Origin of the sequence: Pseudomonas sp. UBA5706 (assembly GCF_002419965.1) — a bacterium.
In the GTDB taxonomy this organism is placed as follows: Bacteria; Pseudomonadota; Gammaproteobacteria; order Pseudomonadales; family Pseudomonadaceae; genus Aquipseudomonas.
Window position 1 is genome coordinate 1 of sequence record NZ_DIHC01000029.1, and the last position, 16,008, is coordinate 16,008.

Sequence of the window (16,008 nt, forward strand, 5' to 3'; positions counted from 1 at the left end):
GGTTTTGTAGGGGCAAGTCCATGTACTTTGGGGAGCACTTCATCGGGCACAGCTACATTTGGGATGGAGCCTATGGCAAGAAGAGCGGTGACTCAGTGACAGTCTCCATCAGAGACCAGAGCTACACCCCTCAAAGCGATTTCATCGATGAAATCGAGCACTTTCTCAACACTGGCTCTTGCCGCTAGTTTCCAACAGGCAGTTCGCACTGCCTTCAGTTATTCCGGCCCAGCGAGGGTCGCGATCCAACTCAATGACAACGTTGGTGCGCAGTCGCTAAAAATGACCGCGCGCTTTCCATCTGGCCAATTGGCCGCATTCGTCTAGACCAGCAACCCAGAAGTAGGTGCAAACCTTGCCATTTGTGCAAACTCAGGTGGGCAAGTTTTTTGCGAGCCCCATACCAAACCATTTGTCGATCTTGGCATAGAACGCTCTCGCGTTGCGGGTCTGTGCCCGAGTGGCATAAGACGCCGAATCCGTCCGGCCAGAGTTCCTAGACAGTATCTCGGACGTCACGTCCGACTCTTTAATGCAGTAGGTGGCCCAAAAGCCTGGACTCTGCGGCCTCTCAAGCAACACAGCTACATTTTTCCATCGAGCCCTATACCCGGTAGCAAGCGCCCGGGTGAGCGCATCTATGACGGCAGATAACTGGTCATCCGGCACACACAGCACACCGTGAATGTGCAGTGGATGGTTCTCACGACAGGCACCGTGCACAAACTCAAGGTTGAATGCCAATTCGGTATTAACATCCAACGCCTTGAGCGTTCTCATGATCACGCCGGCTAGGTAGTCAGCAGGACCTCTTGGAGCACTCAGGGCCGCCTCCGCGACCTTGTGCCCTAAGCGAATACTGATTACTTGAGCGTGAGGCTGTGAGAGAAGATGACGCAGCCGGAAGAACTGCTTGATGTCTTTACTGAGGCTCTTCGACCAATCCGGGAGCTTGCCGGTAGAGAGGTAGCTCCTTGCAAGGCTTCGAACATAGGAATCGATCTTCTGGATACGCTCTATGTCTGTCTGATCTATCTGAGGGTCCAATTGACTAATAGCTGCTACCCGTTTTTCCATACCGGCAGCAAAGCCAGCTAGAAGCTGTGCCTGACCTGAGGTTACAAGCGCTCTAGCAGTCACTCGCCGACGGATTGTTTTTGCATTTACTCCAGCGCAGGGCGGTGTTGGAGTGGCGAAAAAGCGTGTGTGATCATTCATGGCTTGCTGCTGCCAGGTCTCGGGTCCGATTTTCAAAATGACCATACCGGCAGAACAGCCATGGTGGTCGATGCTTACACTGCGTTCTAAGGGTTTGACACTTGACCGGTCAGGTTCCGGTCATAAGAGAGTCATCGCCCTCGATCACGATGTCGTCATCTGCGCGATTCAACTGTGCCAGTCGTCTGGATGCCATCCATCGCAAGTTTTCATGCTCATCGTTGAGGCTCTGAAGATCTCCGTTTCGCTCAGCTTCTTCGATGCGTTGCTGCATCCGCATCTCTGCAACATCATCTTCCGTCATGATCCGAATCCGAAGCTCCGGTAGCTCCTCGATTTCCATCGCCTGACCGAGCTTGTCGACAGGCAACGCGCGACGAGTAACGTCTTGAGTAAGTTTCAGCGCCGTCGAGGCAGCAGCGAGGCCACGGAAGGCTATGGGGTTCGTCGGATCTAGATGCTCTACCGAACTGGCGATCTTTTGTCGGATCTGCCGGACTAGCGCCAGCTCGTCGGCTACCAATGATGCCGCTGTTTGCTGAACTGCCTCCAAAGAGAACGCAGCAGTCAACAGTTCCTCTCTGGCCTTATCAATCAAAGCCTGAGTACCGGCGCCGGCAATCACATGATGCTTCTTCAAGAGACGCTGCACAGTGCTAACACTTATAGTGAGCCGGTCAGCGATTGCCGATACGGTCCAACCGGCTTCTCTGAGCACGATTGCTTGTGTCTCTTGATCTGGAGTCTTCTGCTTACCTGACATGATTACGCTCCCTCCACCCTCACAGTCGCGGAAGATCTGCCGGCGCACGCCCGCTTCACTGCCGCAATCGATATCGAAAATTGTGTAGCCGTTTCTTGAATCGTCGCCTTGTTTGCTTCGCGCCAGATGCGGACAGCCTCGTCATCGATACGCTTCGGAGCGCCCAGCTTCTGCCCAGAGGCCTTCGCTCGTGTAATACCTGCCAACTGACGGGCTTTTATGTTTGATCGCTCAAGCTCAGCTACTGCGCCCAACATCGTAAGCATCGCTTTTCCGATGGGCGTCGACAGATCAAAGCCTTCTCGAAGTGAAACGACTGCCACACGTTTCCCTTCTAGCGCTTGAACCGTAGTGAGCAAGTCCAAGGTATCGCGTCCCAGGCGATCAATGGCAGCGACAACCAGGGTGTCGCCCTCTCGCGCATATTTGAACAACTCTGCGAAACCTGGACGATCAAGAGCTTTCGTTGCGCCGCTGACAGCTTGATCCTCGAACCATTTACCGACGTTGTGCCGCTCAGTGATTGCGTGACGCTGAGCGTTCGTGCTCTGGTCGTCGGTACTGACTCGAACATAGGCTAGGACTGTCATGAGAACTCACCGCTATCTGGCTCAAAAATATGGCTCAGAATATACGGGATGGCTCAGAATAAAACAACAATTCTGAGCCACCTCATCACCCAATGTCTTCAAGAGTGCGCCAGTCGGGTCTTGCTGGCTAAAAAGGCACACTCTCTGAGCTAGCAACAATTGCGTGGACGGGGCGCGAGCCCCATCCACAACCATGCAGTGAGCGTGAAGTCACCACTGCAAGCTCTGGAGCCTCATCTGCATCTTCACCACAGATCTGAGCAAAGCCATATACGCCTTTCCATCGGGGCTATCGAGGGTTATGCGTGCTCGCGCTAAGACGACTGACACACCTTTTCTGCTAAGTGATTGCAAAGCCTGCAGAAGCTCTTTTGGATTGGTGCCTAGGATGTCCGTTGCGGCAACGACGAATGTGTCCCCACTACGAAGCGCCCTCCGCGCCTCTAGAAATTTCGGTCTTTTAAGGAGGCTGACCGACCGGTTCGACGCTTCTTCTACGAACACATCATCTAGCTTGCCAATGTCGCAAGCCTGGGTAACAGCCCTAGCAATGTCGCAAGCTTGGCTAACAGTCTTGTCCGTGTTACCGCTGAGAACGATATAACCGAGAGTCGCCATCAGAGTGCTCCTCCTGCCAAGTTGCGACTGGAAGGATTACCGGAAACGCGATGCTCTATCCATGCGTCGATTGCATATGAATCCCACCCGACGGCTCGGGCCCCAATCGGAACCGCCTTAGGAAAAAGTCCTCGCTTCATTAGGCTGTAGATATGTGCGCGTTTGAACCCAGTTCGAGTTTCAACTTCAGGGCGGCGGAGGATCCGGCGCTGGACCTGGCTTTCGAAGGTGTTTCTTTCCATTACTTTGCTCCAATGACCGCTGTGGCCTCGGGTGGTTGACGAAAAGCAAGGTAATGAATTAACTCAGGCTTTTGTCCCAATAGATTGAGCAAAAACCTATTAAGAGATAATGGGGTGGCTGCACCTATTTTTTTTGTGCCATCTCCAGAAACTTTGCGATAGTGTCATCGTGCTCGGGGAGAACTAAGCCGTAGCTAGCGGCAGATGCTCGGATTGCAGCGATGTCCCCATACGGGTGCGAGATGTCAACACCTGCCATTTTCGCGAGGACTGCGATAACCATAGCGACGCTTTTTTTCTCTCGCGGATCGAGCTTCAACTTCTTGCCGGTGCTGGCTGCAAATCTCTCTGCAAGCCCCAGGATGTCGGGTGTGCTGAACCGCACCATGAGACGTTCACACGCTACCAGCCCATCCCATACGCATACTCGCTCCTGAAAGTCATCCTCGTGATCCGAGAAGACCGGGCCGACCAACCTTAGAAGGACCGCCCCCGCACTGCTTACCCCCCTCAACGCCTCAGCATTAAGAATCCTCTGATAACCGGCCCCATATACCGATTTCGGGACCTCATCGCTTGATCCCACCTGTTCGTCTCCTTTGAGTCCGCCGCCATCAATATAGACGGAGCAGAGATTCTCCTCACAATAGCTAATCAGGTCCTCTTCGGAGATAGGTTGGTTCGTCATACTCCTCAGGTTTTCGAGCGCCTGACTGGTGGTAAGCCACTGAAGCAACAAATGGTCATGCCTCATAATTAATCTCCACTGCGCCGCGCTTGTCTATCAAACGCACCTAACATGAGGTTATCAGAGGGACTGCCGACCGCGAAGCTAGCCCAGTCGGACATCAGGCTTCGACGCTTCTCAAGAAAATCCGTGCGCGAATAAGCTCCTTCAGTCTGGTCACGTTCATCATGCGCCAGCGCCATCTCGCAGATTTCCCGAGGGTAGCTAGTACGCTCGGCAGCCCAATCACGGAAAGTCGAGCGAAATCCATGGCGAGTAATGTCGCCATGATTCAAGCCATGTAAAAGGTTACGAACAGCGTTCGCATGCATCACTCCACTTTTACCTCGCCCCGGGAAGAGGTAAGGACTGGCCGCGACGCGTGGAATCTTGCCCAACAGCTCGACCACCGGCTCTGCAAGCGGGACCACAAACTCCTTCCGCATCTTCATACGCGTAGCTGAAAGTGACCAAGTGCGCGCCTCAAGATCAAACTCCTCCCAGCGAGCGAACCCCACCATACGGGCGCGAGCACCAGTTAGGATCAACAGCTGGGCAGCGAATGAAGGGAAAGTTTCAAGCAATTGAAGTTCAGCAATCAGAGCTGGCAGCACCTGCCATCTCATGGCTGCAAAATGCGTGCGCTTTCTTCCATGCTTCTTGGAATCTCTTGATAGCAGATTGTCCAAATGCCCGCGCCAACGAGCCGGGTTCTCGCCTTCACGCAATCCAAGAGCCTTCGCTGCATCTAAAACTTGTTCAATCTGCCCTCTGACCTCATCGCCGGTGCGCGGCTTGGACTGCCAGATTGGTTTGAGCACGTCCACCACGTGCTCAGTTTCAATCTCAGCTGCGGGCAAGCTGCCGATGCTGGGGAACGCGAAACGCTCCATCTTGGAAAGCCATCCCTTACGCCACTTCTCCGACCACCCCTCGCCGTGAGCAGTGATGTAATCACCGACAAGTATTTCGAAGGTGGATGTCTTGGCTGCGCTGGCGCGCTGGGCTTTACGCTCCGCCTCTCGTACCAGATCTCGTTCGCGCAAAGGGTCCATTCCATTTGCAATCAGCTTTCGAGCGTCAGCGGCCTTAATGCGAGCGCTTTGCAAGCTGACATCAGGAAATGAGCCCAGGCCCATATCCCGGAGCTTGCCAGCTAAGCGATATCGAAAGATCCAGCCACCGCCACCAGACGGAGTGATTCGAAAATAAAGGCCCTGACCATCATTGGTCATTCCCGGCTTGCGTTCTTTGACCAGTTTGTTAACACCTGCAACGGTCAGCTTCGTCACATCATTCCCCACACAGCCCATACATTAGCCCATACCAAAAGCAGTAGCTTCTGATGGGCGCTCTTGGCAAACAGTGGACGAATATTAGGCGTAAAGCCTTATTTTATCCAGGCATACACGCACAAAGGCATAACTCAGCAGAACTTCAAGGAAATAAAATAAGCCGGCCACAAGCCGGCTTTTTAATTGCCTGTGATTTGCCCACTGCGTTGAGTTGCGCGATCGGGAAACTCTCTGACGCAAAGATCCGATCATCCTAATCGTGATGCTTAGATCCATTCGCAGCTCAAGCCACCAACGCCCCCGCTTCAATCTTGCCCAACGCGCAAAGCAACGCGTCGATCTGCTCGGAATCAAACAACCCGTCCGGCCCACTCGGGGTGATATCCGTAAATGGCGACTCATAAAGACGCGCGGCGCTCATGACCCCATGCTCGGTCAAATGCTGGATGACCAGGTTGCTGAACTCGATCTGGTTTGCGTTGAATGATTTCCCAACAAGAAATCCTGAGAGCGCGTCCGCAGCCGCGCCCAGGTCCATGCCCACCAAAGAGCGGATGAACAGCCCCAGCCCCTTGGCCTGCTCCTTTGCCCTGCTGATCTCACCCGCGCCGCCGCCGCTTTCGATCAGCATCTGTTCCAGCGCCTCAAGGTCCAAAGGTGTCAGCGGTTGATTGCGACGTAGCTTCTGGAGCGACAGGTGATCCAGATGCGCCCGCAAAAACGTACGCGCTTTCTCTCGGAATCGCTCGAAACTTGCCGGGTTGACCATTGAGGGCATCGCCACTTCATCAATGCTGCCCAAGGCATCTTCAAAATCCGTATACACCGCCACGCCCCGGCCCTTCTCCAGCAGCTTGATCAAGCCACGCAGCTTGCGGCGTGCCTGCTCCAGCATTGAGACCGTAACGTCTTCCCACCACGCTTGCCCGGCGACCGCCTCGATCAGCAGTGCATGTTTCGCAATATCCGGAATGTTCTTCTGCCCTAAAAGCGATTCGGCCAAATCCCTAACCTTTTCACTCAAGCGCGCAAAACCCGGTTCCCCGTTGAGAATGCACAACTGCAATCGCAGCAACAGAAGGTCGAAGCGCTTGGCCTCTTCGTCTTCCTCGGTGACCCTGGAAGGCAAACCGGAAACGTGCTCCGCTATTTCTTGCAACTGCGTGTCACTCAGCGTCTTCCACGCGCCAGCAGCGGCATATGGCTCGACCCAGCGCCGTTTCGGGCGGACGACAAAATTATCAAGCGTCGTCGACGAGACGCGCTCATGCAGGCTTTGCGCGATGTCATCGCGTAGCTGGTCATCGCTGAACGCGCCTTCATAAGGCATGGGTATTTCTGCGACCTGAACACTGGCGCGTCTGCGATCCAGCGCCGCCAACATCTCCAGACGCGACTTGAACAGGCGCTGCCCTAGCGGTTCGCTCAGCGTGCCCTCGGTGGGCTCAGGGTTGTGGTTGAAAAACTCCAGGTTCTGACAGAAATCGAAGATGAAGAAGTCTTCTTTGTCCTGGCCCGGCGCGAAGAGGTTTTCGCACAAGCGAGTGCCGCGCCCGACCATCTGCCAGAACTTGGCCTTGGAACGCACGATCTTGAAGAACACCAGGTTGACCACTTCCGGCACGTCGATCCCGGTGTCGAGCATGTCGACAGAAACCGCAATGTGCGGTGCTTTGTCTCTGATGGAGAAATCATCAATGAGCGTTTGCGCGTATTTCGTCTCGTACGTAATGACCCGCGCAAAGGCACCCGCCTTATCCGGGTAGTTCTCATCGAAACGCTTGGCAATAAACAGCGCGTGAGCATTGTTCTTGGCAAAAATAATGGTTTTGCCCAGTCGGTCGCCACCCGCGACTGTGTGGCCGCGTTCCATCAACGCTTGCAGCATCTTGTCGACGGTGTCGGTATTGAACAACCAACGGTTGACCGCATCGGCGTTCACCTCGTCCGGCACCTCCTGCCCTTCACCCCACTCCAGCTCGTCCCACTGATCCTTCTCGTCTTCGGAAAGATCATCGTAGCGAATGCCCGCTCGCTGGAACTTAAACGGCACAGAAACCCCTCGGGGCCTAACCAGATAGCCCTCGGCGATGGCGTCTTCGAGGGTGTAGGCGTCGGTCGGCACGCCGCTTTCCAGGTTAAAGAGGCTGTAGGTGTTGCGGTCGATCTCGTCTTTTGGGGTAGCCGTCAGCCCGACCAATAGCGCGTCAAAGTAGGAAAAAATCGCCCGGTACTTCTGATACACCGAGCGGTGAGCTTCATCGATGATGATCAGGTCGAAATGGCCAGGGCCAAACCGGCGCTGTCCGTCCTGCTTTTCATCGATCAGCCCCATCATCGTCGGATAGGTCGATACGTAAATGCGGCCTTCAGTGTGCTTTTCAGTGACCAGATTTACCGGCGCCGCGCTGGGCAAAAAGCGCTTGAACGCGTTGGCTGCTTGATTGACCAGCGCCACCCGATCAGCGAGAAACAGAATGCGTTTGGCCCAATTGCAGCGCATCAGCAAATCGCTCAGTGCGATGACGGTTCGGGTCTTGCCTGCACCGGTCGCCATCACCACCAAGGCCTTGCGCTGACGATCGCGCTCGAAGGTTTCACTGATTCGCCGGATCGCCCGATGCTGGTAATGCCGCTCGACGATCACTTCATTGATGGTTGCCATGCCCAGCGCCTTGCGGCGGGTGCGGCGTTGAATCAGCAGTTCAAGCTCGGCCTTCTTGTGAAAGCCCTGAATCATTCGCGGCGGGTACATCACGTCATCCCACAGCCAGTGCTCGTAGCCATTGGTGAAATAGATCAGCGGGCGCTGGCCGTACATCTGCTCCAGGCAATCGGCATACAGCTTGGCTTGCTGCTGCCCTTGATGAGCATCGCGTTGCGTACGCTTGGCTTCGATCAAGGCCATGGGTTTGCCGTCGTCGCCCCAGAGTACGTAATCAACGTAACCCTTGCCCTGACCGCTCGGCATACCCGCGACTTCATACTCGCGATCACGGCCTGCATCCAGCGACCAACCGGCTTCGTGCAGTAACTGATCAATGAACAGATCCCGGGTCTGGGCTTCGTCGTAATCGTGGGTATCGGGCTGAGCCGCGTTGGCCACCTTGGCCTTCTCAACCTCGACACGCAACGCGGCAAGCTCGCGATCCAGGTCTGCGTTTTTCTTTTGCGCCTGCACCAGCGCGGCATCGCGCAACGCCAGCTCTTTTTCCAGCGCCTGCAGTTGAGCCTGACTCTGGGTGGCCACGGCGTGCGCAGGCTTGGGTATGAGCGCAGGATTAAAGCGTAACGCGGCGTCGGGTCTGCCGGCCGCGCTGCGTGCGAAACGTCGGCCCAGCCAGTAGGCCACGTGAAACAGCTCACTCAATACTGCCTGAGCATCTTGCTCACGAACCTGCCGGGCGCTGTGCACGGCGTCGTTACCGCGCTTGCGGATGACTTCCATTTTGGCGTGCAGCATCGGTCCGGTCAGCGCCTTGAAGGTGGGCTCGAAGAGAAATGCCGAGAGGTCGCTTTTGTAAGGCAGCTTCAGACTGCGGTCGGCCTGGAACAGCCAGGCCACCAGCAGCTCCAGCGTGCGTCGGGCATAGAAACAGGAGGATCTGGGGTCCGCCAGAACGTTGGCTTCGGCGTTGATCGCCTCGGCGTAGAGACCGGGCCATTCAGTGCGCAGGAAGGCAAAGTTACTCATATCAACGTCCTTGAAATAGGGCGGCAGCGTCCAGCCGATCGGTCAGGTAAGGGGTAAAGCCGGTGAACAGAATACAAAGTGCCAGCATGTCGCGCATCTCTACCTTGCCCTCCACGCTGCCGGGCTTGCCGCCATGGCGAATGCCCGGGTAGTCGCAGGTGAAGCTGTAGAGGTTTTTCAGCGACTGCCGCACTTTGATGTGCGGCCAGTGAGGCAACTGATCGCAGATGCTCGACAAGGCATATTCATCAACCTGCGGATGAACCCGGCCGAGTGCTTCCAGCAGGTTGATGTGTTTTTGCAAGCAGGTCTTGATGCGCCCTTCGCCACCCTTGTCGTGCAGGTCGCGGAAGGCGTCGTCGAAGTCGCGTTGCAGGGTGTGCAGGTGGGGATGCTCGGCATGGGTGTCGCGCAGGCCTTGAACCATGCCAGCGAACAGACCAGGCAGCGTAGGATAAAGCCGGCAGGGGCGACGTAATTCGTACCGCAGATTGTAGGTGGTGATGAAGTGTTCGAGCCGGTTGAAGTACGCGTTGGCCAGCGCCTCGCCCGCCAGATCATTAAGGACCGCGTGAGCGTTTTGCAAAAACGCCAGCAGCGCAGGCTCGTCGATCAAGGCAGAGGCGTTGATCCGCCTGAAAGCACGGCGGGCCAGAGGCGGGTCGTCGATGATTTCGGCCAGTACCGCCATAGACGGCGGTGTTTTCAGGGCGGGCAACAATGCCCGGTACAACTCGCAGAACAGATCGGCTGGCGCAGAAGCATGACGCGCCAACGGGCTCCAGACCTCGCGCCATGTTCGGGACCAGACGGGGAGTACGGCGCCGCGCATGGGTTAGAGCTCGCCTCGGAAGGCGCGGTGTTGGAGGGAGGCGAAAAGGTTATCGAGTCGGGCGAGATGTTCGCTGTGAGAGGCTTTGAGTTTCTCCAATGACGTAATCCTTCTCAAAAAAATCTCTAGGTCTGTCGGGGAAGGAATGGGGATATCCAGATCACGTAAAACAGCTAAATTTATATTTTTCTGTGCAGACGACGGGGCGCTTTCCTCTAATTTTTTTTGTAAAAAAGACAACCAGACGCGAACATATTCAACAGTTGCTGACCGATCAGAAGAGAAACCTACAACACTGTCCGGAAAACAGGCATCAAACATTAACACCCCTGTTTTAGCAATATTAGCGGCGATGGTTATACATAACGTTCCGGCAGGCCAAATCTTACTTTGACGAAGTCCAGCATCTGAATAAGTCGTGGTAAAAGTCCTCAAATAGCCCCCACACCGAGAGACATCCCCGGTTTGAACAAGAGGGTAAGGACCTCCCATTAATTCTGGCGCATTTCTAGGCCTGTGCTTAGATACGCCCCGCTCCAACCTTCCTAAGTCTTTGAGCTTCGCCATGGGAAGGCCTTTTGGATTTATTTCTGGATCACCGAACATATGGACGAAAATCGCTTGGGTAAGTCCGCCGAGCTTGCTCAGCGTTAATCGTCGCTTCGCGCGAACAGATTCGACGCAATCCAATATCGAAACAATTTTATTTTGTTCATCTATCGGTGGTAGCCCAAAGCTATAGCGACCGAGATCTTTACTCGTAAGATGCTTGATCGTAGCGCCTGTGTAATACTCTGCGAGCCGCCCCGAATGCGAATCCATCAACAGCCTATGAACCAAAAACCTGTTGAGCAGTTCGGGGCCTGGCCTAACTCGGTGAATCGCCTTCTGAAACTTGATATTCGGCAGTTGCTCGTCCCAAATCGCAGCACGTCCAGCTTCGCCACCCTCGCAAATGAGCACATCCCCTTTTTTCAGCCCAAAGCGCTCTAGCTCATGCCCCTCGAACTGCATGGATCTTAAATCAGAAAGATCAAATCCAAACCATTTAACATTGACATTTCCAAGATAAAAAAATGGACAGCCTTTATTTTTTGCAGCGTCTAGCATTTTCCCAAGTGAATATTCCGCAACTTGGGAGAGAGTGACTAACTTCCAATCTGGGGGCAATATATCTGCGCGGATAAGTTCGCCGGATGCGGGCGTCATTTCAGTAATTCCCGGACACTCTGCATGCCCTCACTGATCTCAACTTCCAGCGCCTCCAGCTCCGCTAGAATCACTTGAAGCGAGTCATACTCTACATTCTCACGTACCGTAGCTTTATATCGACCCAAGCTAAGATCATAACCCTGCGCCGCTATTTCGTTTTTTGACACACAAAAACTCTGCTCCGTACGAGAACGCTCCCGCTCTTTACCGTTTCGCTCTTTCCACCGCGAAACTACATCCGGCAAATTATTCTTCGCATGCTCCTCATCACTCAGCGCAACCTTGGGCGCAACCCCCAACTTATCGTCACTGAGCAGCGGCGTGCGCTTGTCGTCCAAACTCATACCATCCGCCTGCACGTCGTAGAACCAGACGTTGTCAGTACCGCCGGAATTGGTTTTGGTGAACAGCAGAATCGAAGTGGCTACACCTGCATACGGCTTGAACACACCACTCGGCAACTTCACCACGCCATCGAGCTTGTGGTCTTCAATGATCGTCCTGCGCAGCTCTTTGTGCGCCTTGCTCGAACCAAACATCACGCCGTCCGGCACGATCACCGCCGCACGACCACCCGGTTTGAGCAAGCGCAGGAACAAGGCCAGAAACAGCAGTTCGGTCTTTTTGGTTTTAACGATGCGCTGCAGGTCTTTGGCGGTGCTTTCGTAATCCAGGCTGCCCGCAAACGGCGGGTTGGCCAGGATCAGGCTGTAGTGCTCGGCCTCGCCTGCGGTGTCTTCGGCCAGGGAATCGCGATAACGGATGTCCGGGTTTTCCACCCCGTGCAGCAACATGTTCATGCTGCCGATGCGCAACATGGTGTTATCAAAGTCGAAGCCGTGGAACATGCCGTGGTGAAAGTGCTGACGCTGGGTAGCGTCCAGCAGCAAACCCGGATTTTGTTCGCGCAGGTACTCACCCGCGGCGACCAGAAAGCCACAGGTGCCGCTGGCCGGGTCACAAATGACATCGTTGGGCTTGGGCGCCGTCAGCTCGACCATCAACTGAATGATGTGCCGTGGTGTGCGGAACTGCCCGTTCTGCCCGGCGCTGGCGATCTTGCCCAGCATGTACTCGTAGACATCGCCCTTGGTGTCGCGATCCTCCATAGGGATGTCGTCAAGCAAGTCCACCACTTTGGCCAACAAGGCGGGCTTGGGAATGGTGAAGCGTGCATCGCGCATGTGATGGCTGTAAGTAGAGCCGTCACTGCCGATGGTTTTCAGGAAAGGGAACACATGCTCGCCCACCACTTCGAACATCGTCTCCGGGGGCAGGTGTTTGAAGCACGACCAGCGATAGTCGTTGTAATTGCACCCCCGTGGGTCCAGCCCTTCAGGGAAGATACGACGCTCCATCGGCTGCTTCAGGCGATTGGCCTTGTTCTCTTCCAGGATGTGCAACTCATCAAGACGACGCAGGAACAGCAGGTACGTCAGTTGCTCCATGACTTCCATCGGGTTGGAAATGCCACCCGACCAGAACGCATTCCAGATAGCGTCAATCTTGCTCTTGAGTTCGCCGGTGATCACCGTCAGTTGCTCCATAGCACACGCGCCCATTGGGCAGGCGCTGAAAAAGTGGGGGATGATAGCGCCTGCGCGAACAGTGCGCTGTCGGAAGGCGACATTAATTGCGCAAGAATCGCCTGTAAGAACAGCCTTGGGACTTGGGCTGCGACCCAAAGCCATCGGTCGTAAGTCAAGCCGTGACTAGGCTCTGTACGAAGAGTGGCTACGTTCGGTGATGCTGCGTTAAAAACAGGCTCAGAATGCTCAATTACAACACGTAGACTCCGCTTCCTCGCCTGTTTTTGCCTTGCCTGACCTTCGCTCGCCGACTTTTCGTACAGACCCGAGTGTGTGGAAGGACATCACTCCCCGCTATCAGCCCCCAAAAAAACCGCCTTCAATCGCTCAATTGTCCAACGCCATTTTGGGGTGCTTGGGCGACAAATGGTGTTTTGATTGCCAAACAACCCCACCTCACGCACAGCCTGCGAAAGCGCAACGGTGTGCAGCCATTCAACTGCGACAAAGTACTCGCATCGCTCTGGATCATCGACGAACTCAACGTGATAGCTGCCACGGTTGGCGGCCTCCAGCACGGGCACCTCCACACCATTTTTCATGACGGTGAACCCATTCGCCGGTGCGGCGGGTGCGAGTACGCGGCAGACACCCACGTAGCCCTGCTGTGGAACATTGACCCACACTCGGTCTCCTGCCTCCAGCACCTGCAGTGTTCTGCTGTACCAGGTACCGCCTCCGCCGGAGATGAAGCCGTAGTCAACGGCATCCTCCCAAGAACGGGCAAGGGAATCGCCAAATGAACAATAAAACTCGCCATTCCATGGCTCGTTGTGGGTCGCTGCGGCTGATACGGCATTGACCTGGGTTTGAGCCGGATCGAGCAACCACGAACGACTGAGCAACTGCCGGTCGCCCGCTTGAAAGATTTGAAAGCAGAGAACGTTGATGGGGATGTCGCGCGCGCTGAGGTAGGAAACGATGCGCTCGCTGCTGGCGTCGAGTTCGGTCGCCACGATGATGAGTTGATGGCTCTTGTTCAATTCCTCATCGACAAGCAAGCGACCAAAGCGAGAGCGGAAGTCCTCATCGAGGCTATGACCTGGGCGGAAGCGCTTATAGATGGCGCTGACTTCGTCGTTGTTCAAACCTTGCACCCAAACGGCGTAATCCAGCGCCTGGGCAACGACCTCACGCGGGGTGCGATCACGTTTGAGCTCGATTAGCACCAGCGCGCCGTCAGGGGCGATGGCAAGCAGATCAATCCGGCCACCCATACCGGTGACTTCCTGTCGGCCGATAAGCATCCACTCATCCGAGAGAATACTTGGGGCGTTTACGATCATGTCTTCGAGCAGTTGCTCGCTTATCAACCTGCTGGGAGCGAGCTTTGTCGGGAAAGCATCGACAGTCCAAATATCCGTTTTAATCGGCAAGATCCGGGTCCTTACTCAGGTGAAACAGAGGTTATGCTGACGGCTAATCATAGCCGCCAAATTCCAGCGTCATACACGCGGCGCGCACGAGCCTACTTAGGCCTTCTCGGCGCCAGCAGTTCAGAACGCCCGATCTGGACGCGTCCACTCTCCGCTGACCGGGGACCAGAGAAACCCGCTTCGGTAATGGCTTCGTCCAGCCCTCTGAAGTGGACTGCCGTTTTCGCACTGCGCAACGTTTCCATCCCTTGGTTCCATGCGTGCACCATGTGCTTGGCAACGTCCCGCCAGGCAGGCTCATTCTTCGACGCTTCTATCACCTCTTTTCCGACCTCGACGGCAGACTGGCAGAGTTGCTCCACCATCGCCGCGTACTGACGCGCAGGGATTCCCAGGACACCGTTGAAAAAGACCTCCAGAGTACGACCCGGCGTCCAGGTTTGCCTTCCGCCGACAGGCAGCCCCGGAGGATTAGCGGCGAACCGAGGGTAAGCCTGGGTGGTCACCAGGTCATACACCGGAGTGAAGGTGACGTCCGTTCGCGAGGTGTAAAAAAGCGCGATGTTTTTAGCGTGACAGTCAGCATTGCGTACCACGTAATTCGCCAGAATCTGCCAGCCGAAGTGCTCTCGCTGCGCGCGCAACCGATCCGCCGGGATATACGGGCGAGTGGCGTTCCACACCCGTTCGGTGGTGGTTGCGTATTTCTCATGGGGGGGCAAACCCAACAAGCCACAAGCGTCCTCAACGCCATAGAGCGGCCGACCTTGTTCATCGACGTCGAAGCGATCCACTATCAGTACCCGTCCATCTTCGGACATCCGGCATTTGGCCACCGGCGTAACCTGTAGACGCTCAAGCACCCTCATCGTGTAAAACTCGTTGAAGCCCAGATAGGGTGTGGTTTCATCCGACCCTTTGATAATGTGAAAACCGGTGCGAATCGTGGGTTTACCGAGTGGCAAGTCAGCATGCCCCACATCATTAGCGATGAATTTAGGCACGACGCCAGATACCGCAGCACGCGCATAGCGTCTAACGAGCGATGCGAAATGCTCTGCCGTGTTCTGCGCTTTCAACAACTGCTCGATTTCCAGAGGAGCCATTTCCACGCCAGGAGCGATGCCCTCGGGGGTCACGGTGACGCGCCCAATACCGGCGCCACCAATCACGGCTAGCAGCGAGAGGTCTGTGCCATCGAGCAGCGAACCAAATTCTTCGCGGATCACTCCCAGCAAGTACCCTTCGGGAAGGTTTTGCCGGAAAAAGGGGAAGAGATCTCGCGGCCAGCGCCAGGGTTCTTCACGGACGGGCAGTGCCAGGCTCACAAAGTCTTGAAGCGGGACGCCAGGTAGATATTTCAAAACGTATTCATCACGCTCTCGGTAGAGCTGGGCAACCTTGTTTGGGCCCACGTGCACATCAAGCAGCATCATTCGGACGCTCCCGAACGTTGCTCTGCGAGGATGTCTTCCACCGTTCTCTGATGACCGGCTTTGACCAGCTTCAAATCATAGCCAGCGGCCTCCAGTAAACGGACGAGGGCAGAGACGCTCATGTCGCCTTTGGCCATGGTCTCCATGCGTGCGACGGTGGAGCGCGAAACCCCTGCGCGAGTGGCTATAGCCTCTTGACTCAGTCTGGCCTCGCCGCGAGCTTGTTTCAGCATTTCGCAAACATCGGTAAGCGTTGACAATTTGTAACCCTCGGGCATCAAAAATCCGATCAAAGTGAGTTTTTGTAGCTTATAAGCCACAAAACCACAATGTTCATACAGCCTTAAAATCGCAGGCTCGCGGAAATAAATTGTAGCCCGCAAGCATCAATTTCGGCATTAAAGCGTGGTTTTGTA

14 protein-coding genes and 1 pseudogene are annotated in these 16,008 nt (G+C 55.3%); 1 reads left to right on the top strand and 14 read right to left on the bottom strand.

Annotated features, from left to right (window positions below; translation table 11 throughout):
• Nucleotides 1–188 (top strand): annotated as a pseudogene (locus B3I26_RS13290) (hypothetical protein); the annotation flags it as partial.
• A gap of 184 nt (nt 189–372) precedes the next feature.
• Here the strand turns inward: B3I26_RS13290 and B3I26_RS13295 are convergent.
• From B3I26_RS13295 to B3I26_RS13360, 14 genes are all read right to left on the bottom strand, one after another.
• A complete protein-coding gene (locus B3I26_RS13295) occupies nt 373–1,218 on the bottom strand; it encodes a hypothetical protein (RefSeq protein WP_296258245.1) in 846 nt (281 codons plus the stop codon).
• A gap of 109 nt (nt 1,219–1,327) precedes the next feature.
• The gene (locus B3I26_RS13300) at nt 1,328–1,981 is read right to left on the bottom strand and encodes a helix-turn-helix domain-containing protein (protein WP_296258246.1); all 654 of its coding nucleotides are present in this window, start codon (nt 1,979–1,981) and stop codon (nt 1,328–1,330) included.
• Between the two features lie 2 nt (nt 1,982–1,983).
• Nucleotides 1,984–2,571 carry a recombinase family protein gene (locus B3I26_RS13305; RefSeq protein ID WP_296258247.1) on the bottom strand — a complete coding sequence of 196 codons (588 nt, stop codon included), beginning with the start codon at nt 2,569–2,571 and terminating at the stop codon, nt 1,984–1,986.
• Between the two features lie 210 nt (nt 2,572–2,781).
• Entirely contained in the window at nt 2,782–3,189 is a 408-nt protein-coding gene (locus tag B3I26_RS13310; RefSeq protein ID WP_296258248.1) for a recombinase family protein, read from the bottom strand.
• Nucleotides 3,189–3,431, bottom strand: coding sequence for an AlpA family transcriptional regulator (locus B3I26_RS13315; protein WP_296258249.1), 243 nt, complete (start codon nt 3,429–3,431; stop codon nt 3,189–3,191). The genes B3I26_RS13310 and B3I26_RS13315 overlap by 1 nt, the downstream gene beginning before the upstream one ends.
• A gap of 124 nt (nt 3,432–3,555) precedes the next feature.
• Nucleotides 3,556–4,185, bottom strand: coding sequence for a hypothetical protein (locus B3I26_RS13320; RefSeq protein WP_296258250.1), 630 nt, complete (start codon nt 4,183–4,185; stop codon nt 3,556–3,558).
• Between the two features lie 2 nt (nt 4,186–4,187).
• Entirely contained in the window at nt 4,188–5,450 is a 1,263-nt protein-coding gene (locus B3I26_RS13325) for a tyrosine-type recombinase/integrase (RefSeq protein WP_296258251.1), read from the bottom strand.
• A 286-nt stretch (nt 5,451–5,736) separates the two neighbouring features.
• Nucleotides 5,737–9,147 (bottom strand): DEAD/DEAH box helicase family protein, encoded by a 3,411-nt coding sequence (locus tag B3I26_RS13330; RefSeq protein WP_296258252.1) that lies wholly within the window; start codon nt 9,145–9,147, stop codon nt 5,737–5,739.
• Nucleotide 9,148: 1 nt separating this feature from the next.
• The gene (locus B3I26_RS13335; RefSeq protein ID WP_296258254.1) at nt 9,149–9,979 is read right to left on the bottom strand and encodes a hypothetical protein; all 831 of its coding nucleotides are present in this window, start codon (nt 9,977–9,979) and stop codon (nt 9,149–9,151) included.
• Nucleotides 9,980–9,982: 3 nt separating this feature from the next.
• On the bottom strand, nt 9,983–11,188 hold the full coding sequence (locus B3I26_RS13340; RefSeq protein WP_296258257.1) for a restriction endonuclease subunit S: 1,206 nt from the start codon (nt 11,186–11,188) through the stop codon (nt 9,983–9,985).
• Nucleotides 11,185–12,738: a type I restriction-modification system subunit M gene (locus tag B3I26_RS13345; protein ID WP_296258258.1), complete on the bottom strand. Its 1,554-nt coding sequence runs from the start codon at nt 12,736–12,738 to the stop codon at nt 11,185–11,187. Before B3I26_RS13345 ends, B3I26_RS13340 begins: the two co-directional genes overlap by 4 nt.
• Nucleotides 12,739–13,064: 326 nt before the next feature.
• Nucleotides 13,065–14,156: an endonuclease NucS domain-containing protein gene (locus tag B3I26_RS13350; protein WP_296258259.1), complete on the bottom strand. Its 1,092-nt coding sequence runs from the start codon at nt 14,154–14,156 to the stop codon at nt 13,065–13,067.
• A gap of 92 nt (nt 14,157–14,248) precedes the next feature.
• On the bottom strand, nt 14,249–15,592 hold the full coding sequence (locus B3I26_RS13355; protein ID WP_296258260.1) for a type II toxin-antitoxin system HipA family toxin: 1,344 nt from the start codon (nt 15,590–15,592) through the stop codon (nt 14,249–14,251).
• Entirely contained in the window at nt 15,589–15,975 is a 387-nt protein-coding gene (locus B3I26_RS13360) for a helix-turn-helix domain-containing protein (protein ID WP_296258261.1), read from the bottom strand. Before B3I26_RS13360 ends, B3I26_RS13355 begins: the two co-directional genes overlap by 4 nt.
• Nucleotides 15,976–16,008: the final 33 nt, after the last annotated feature.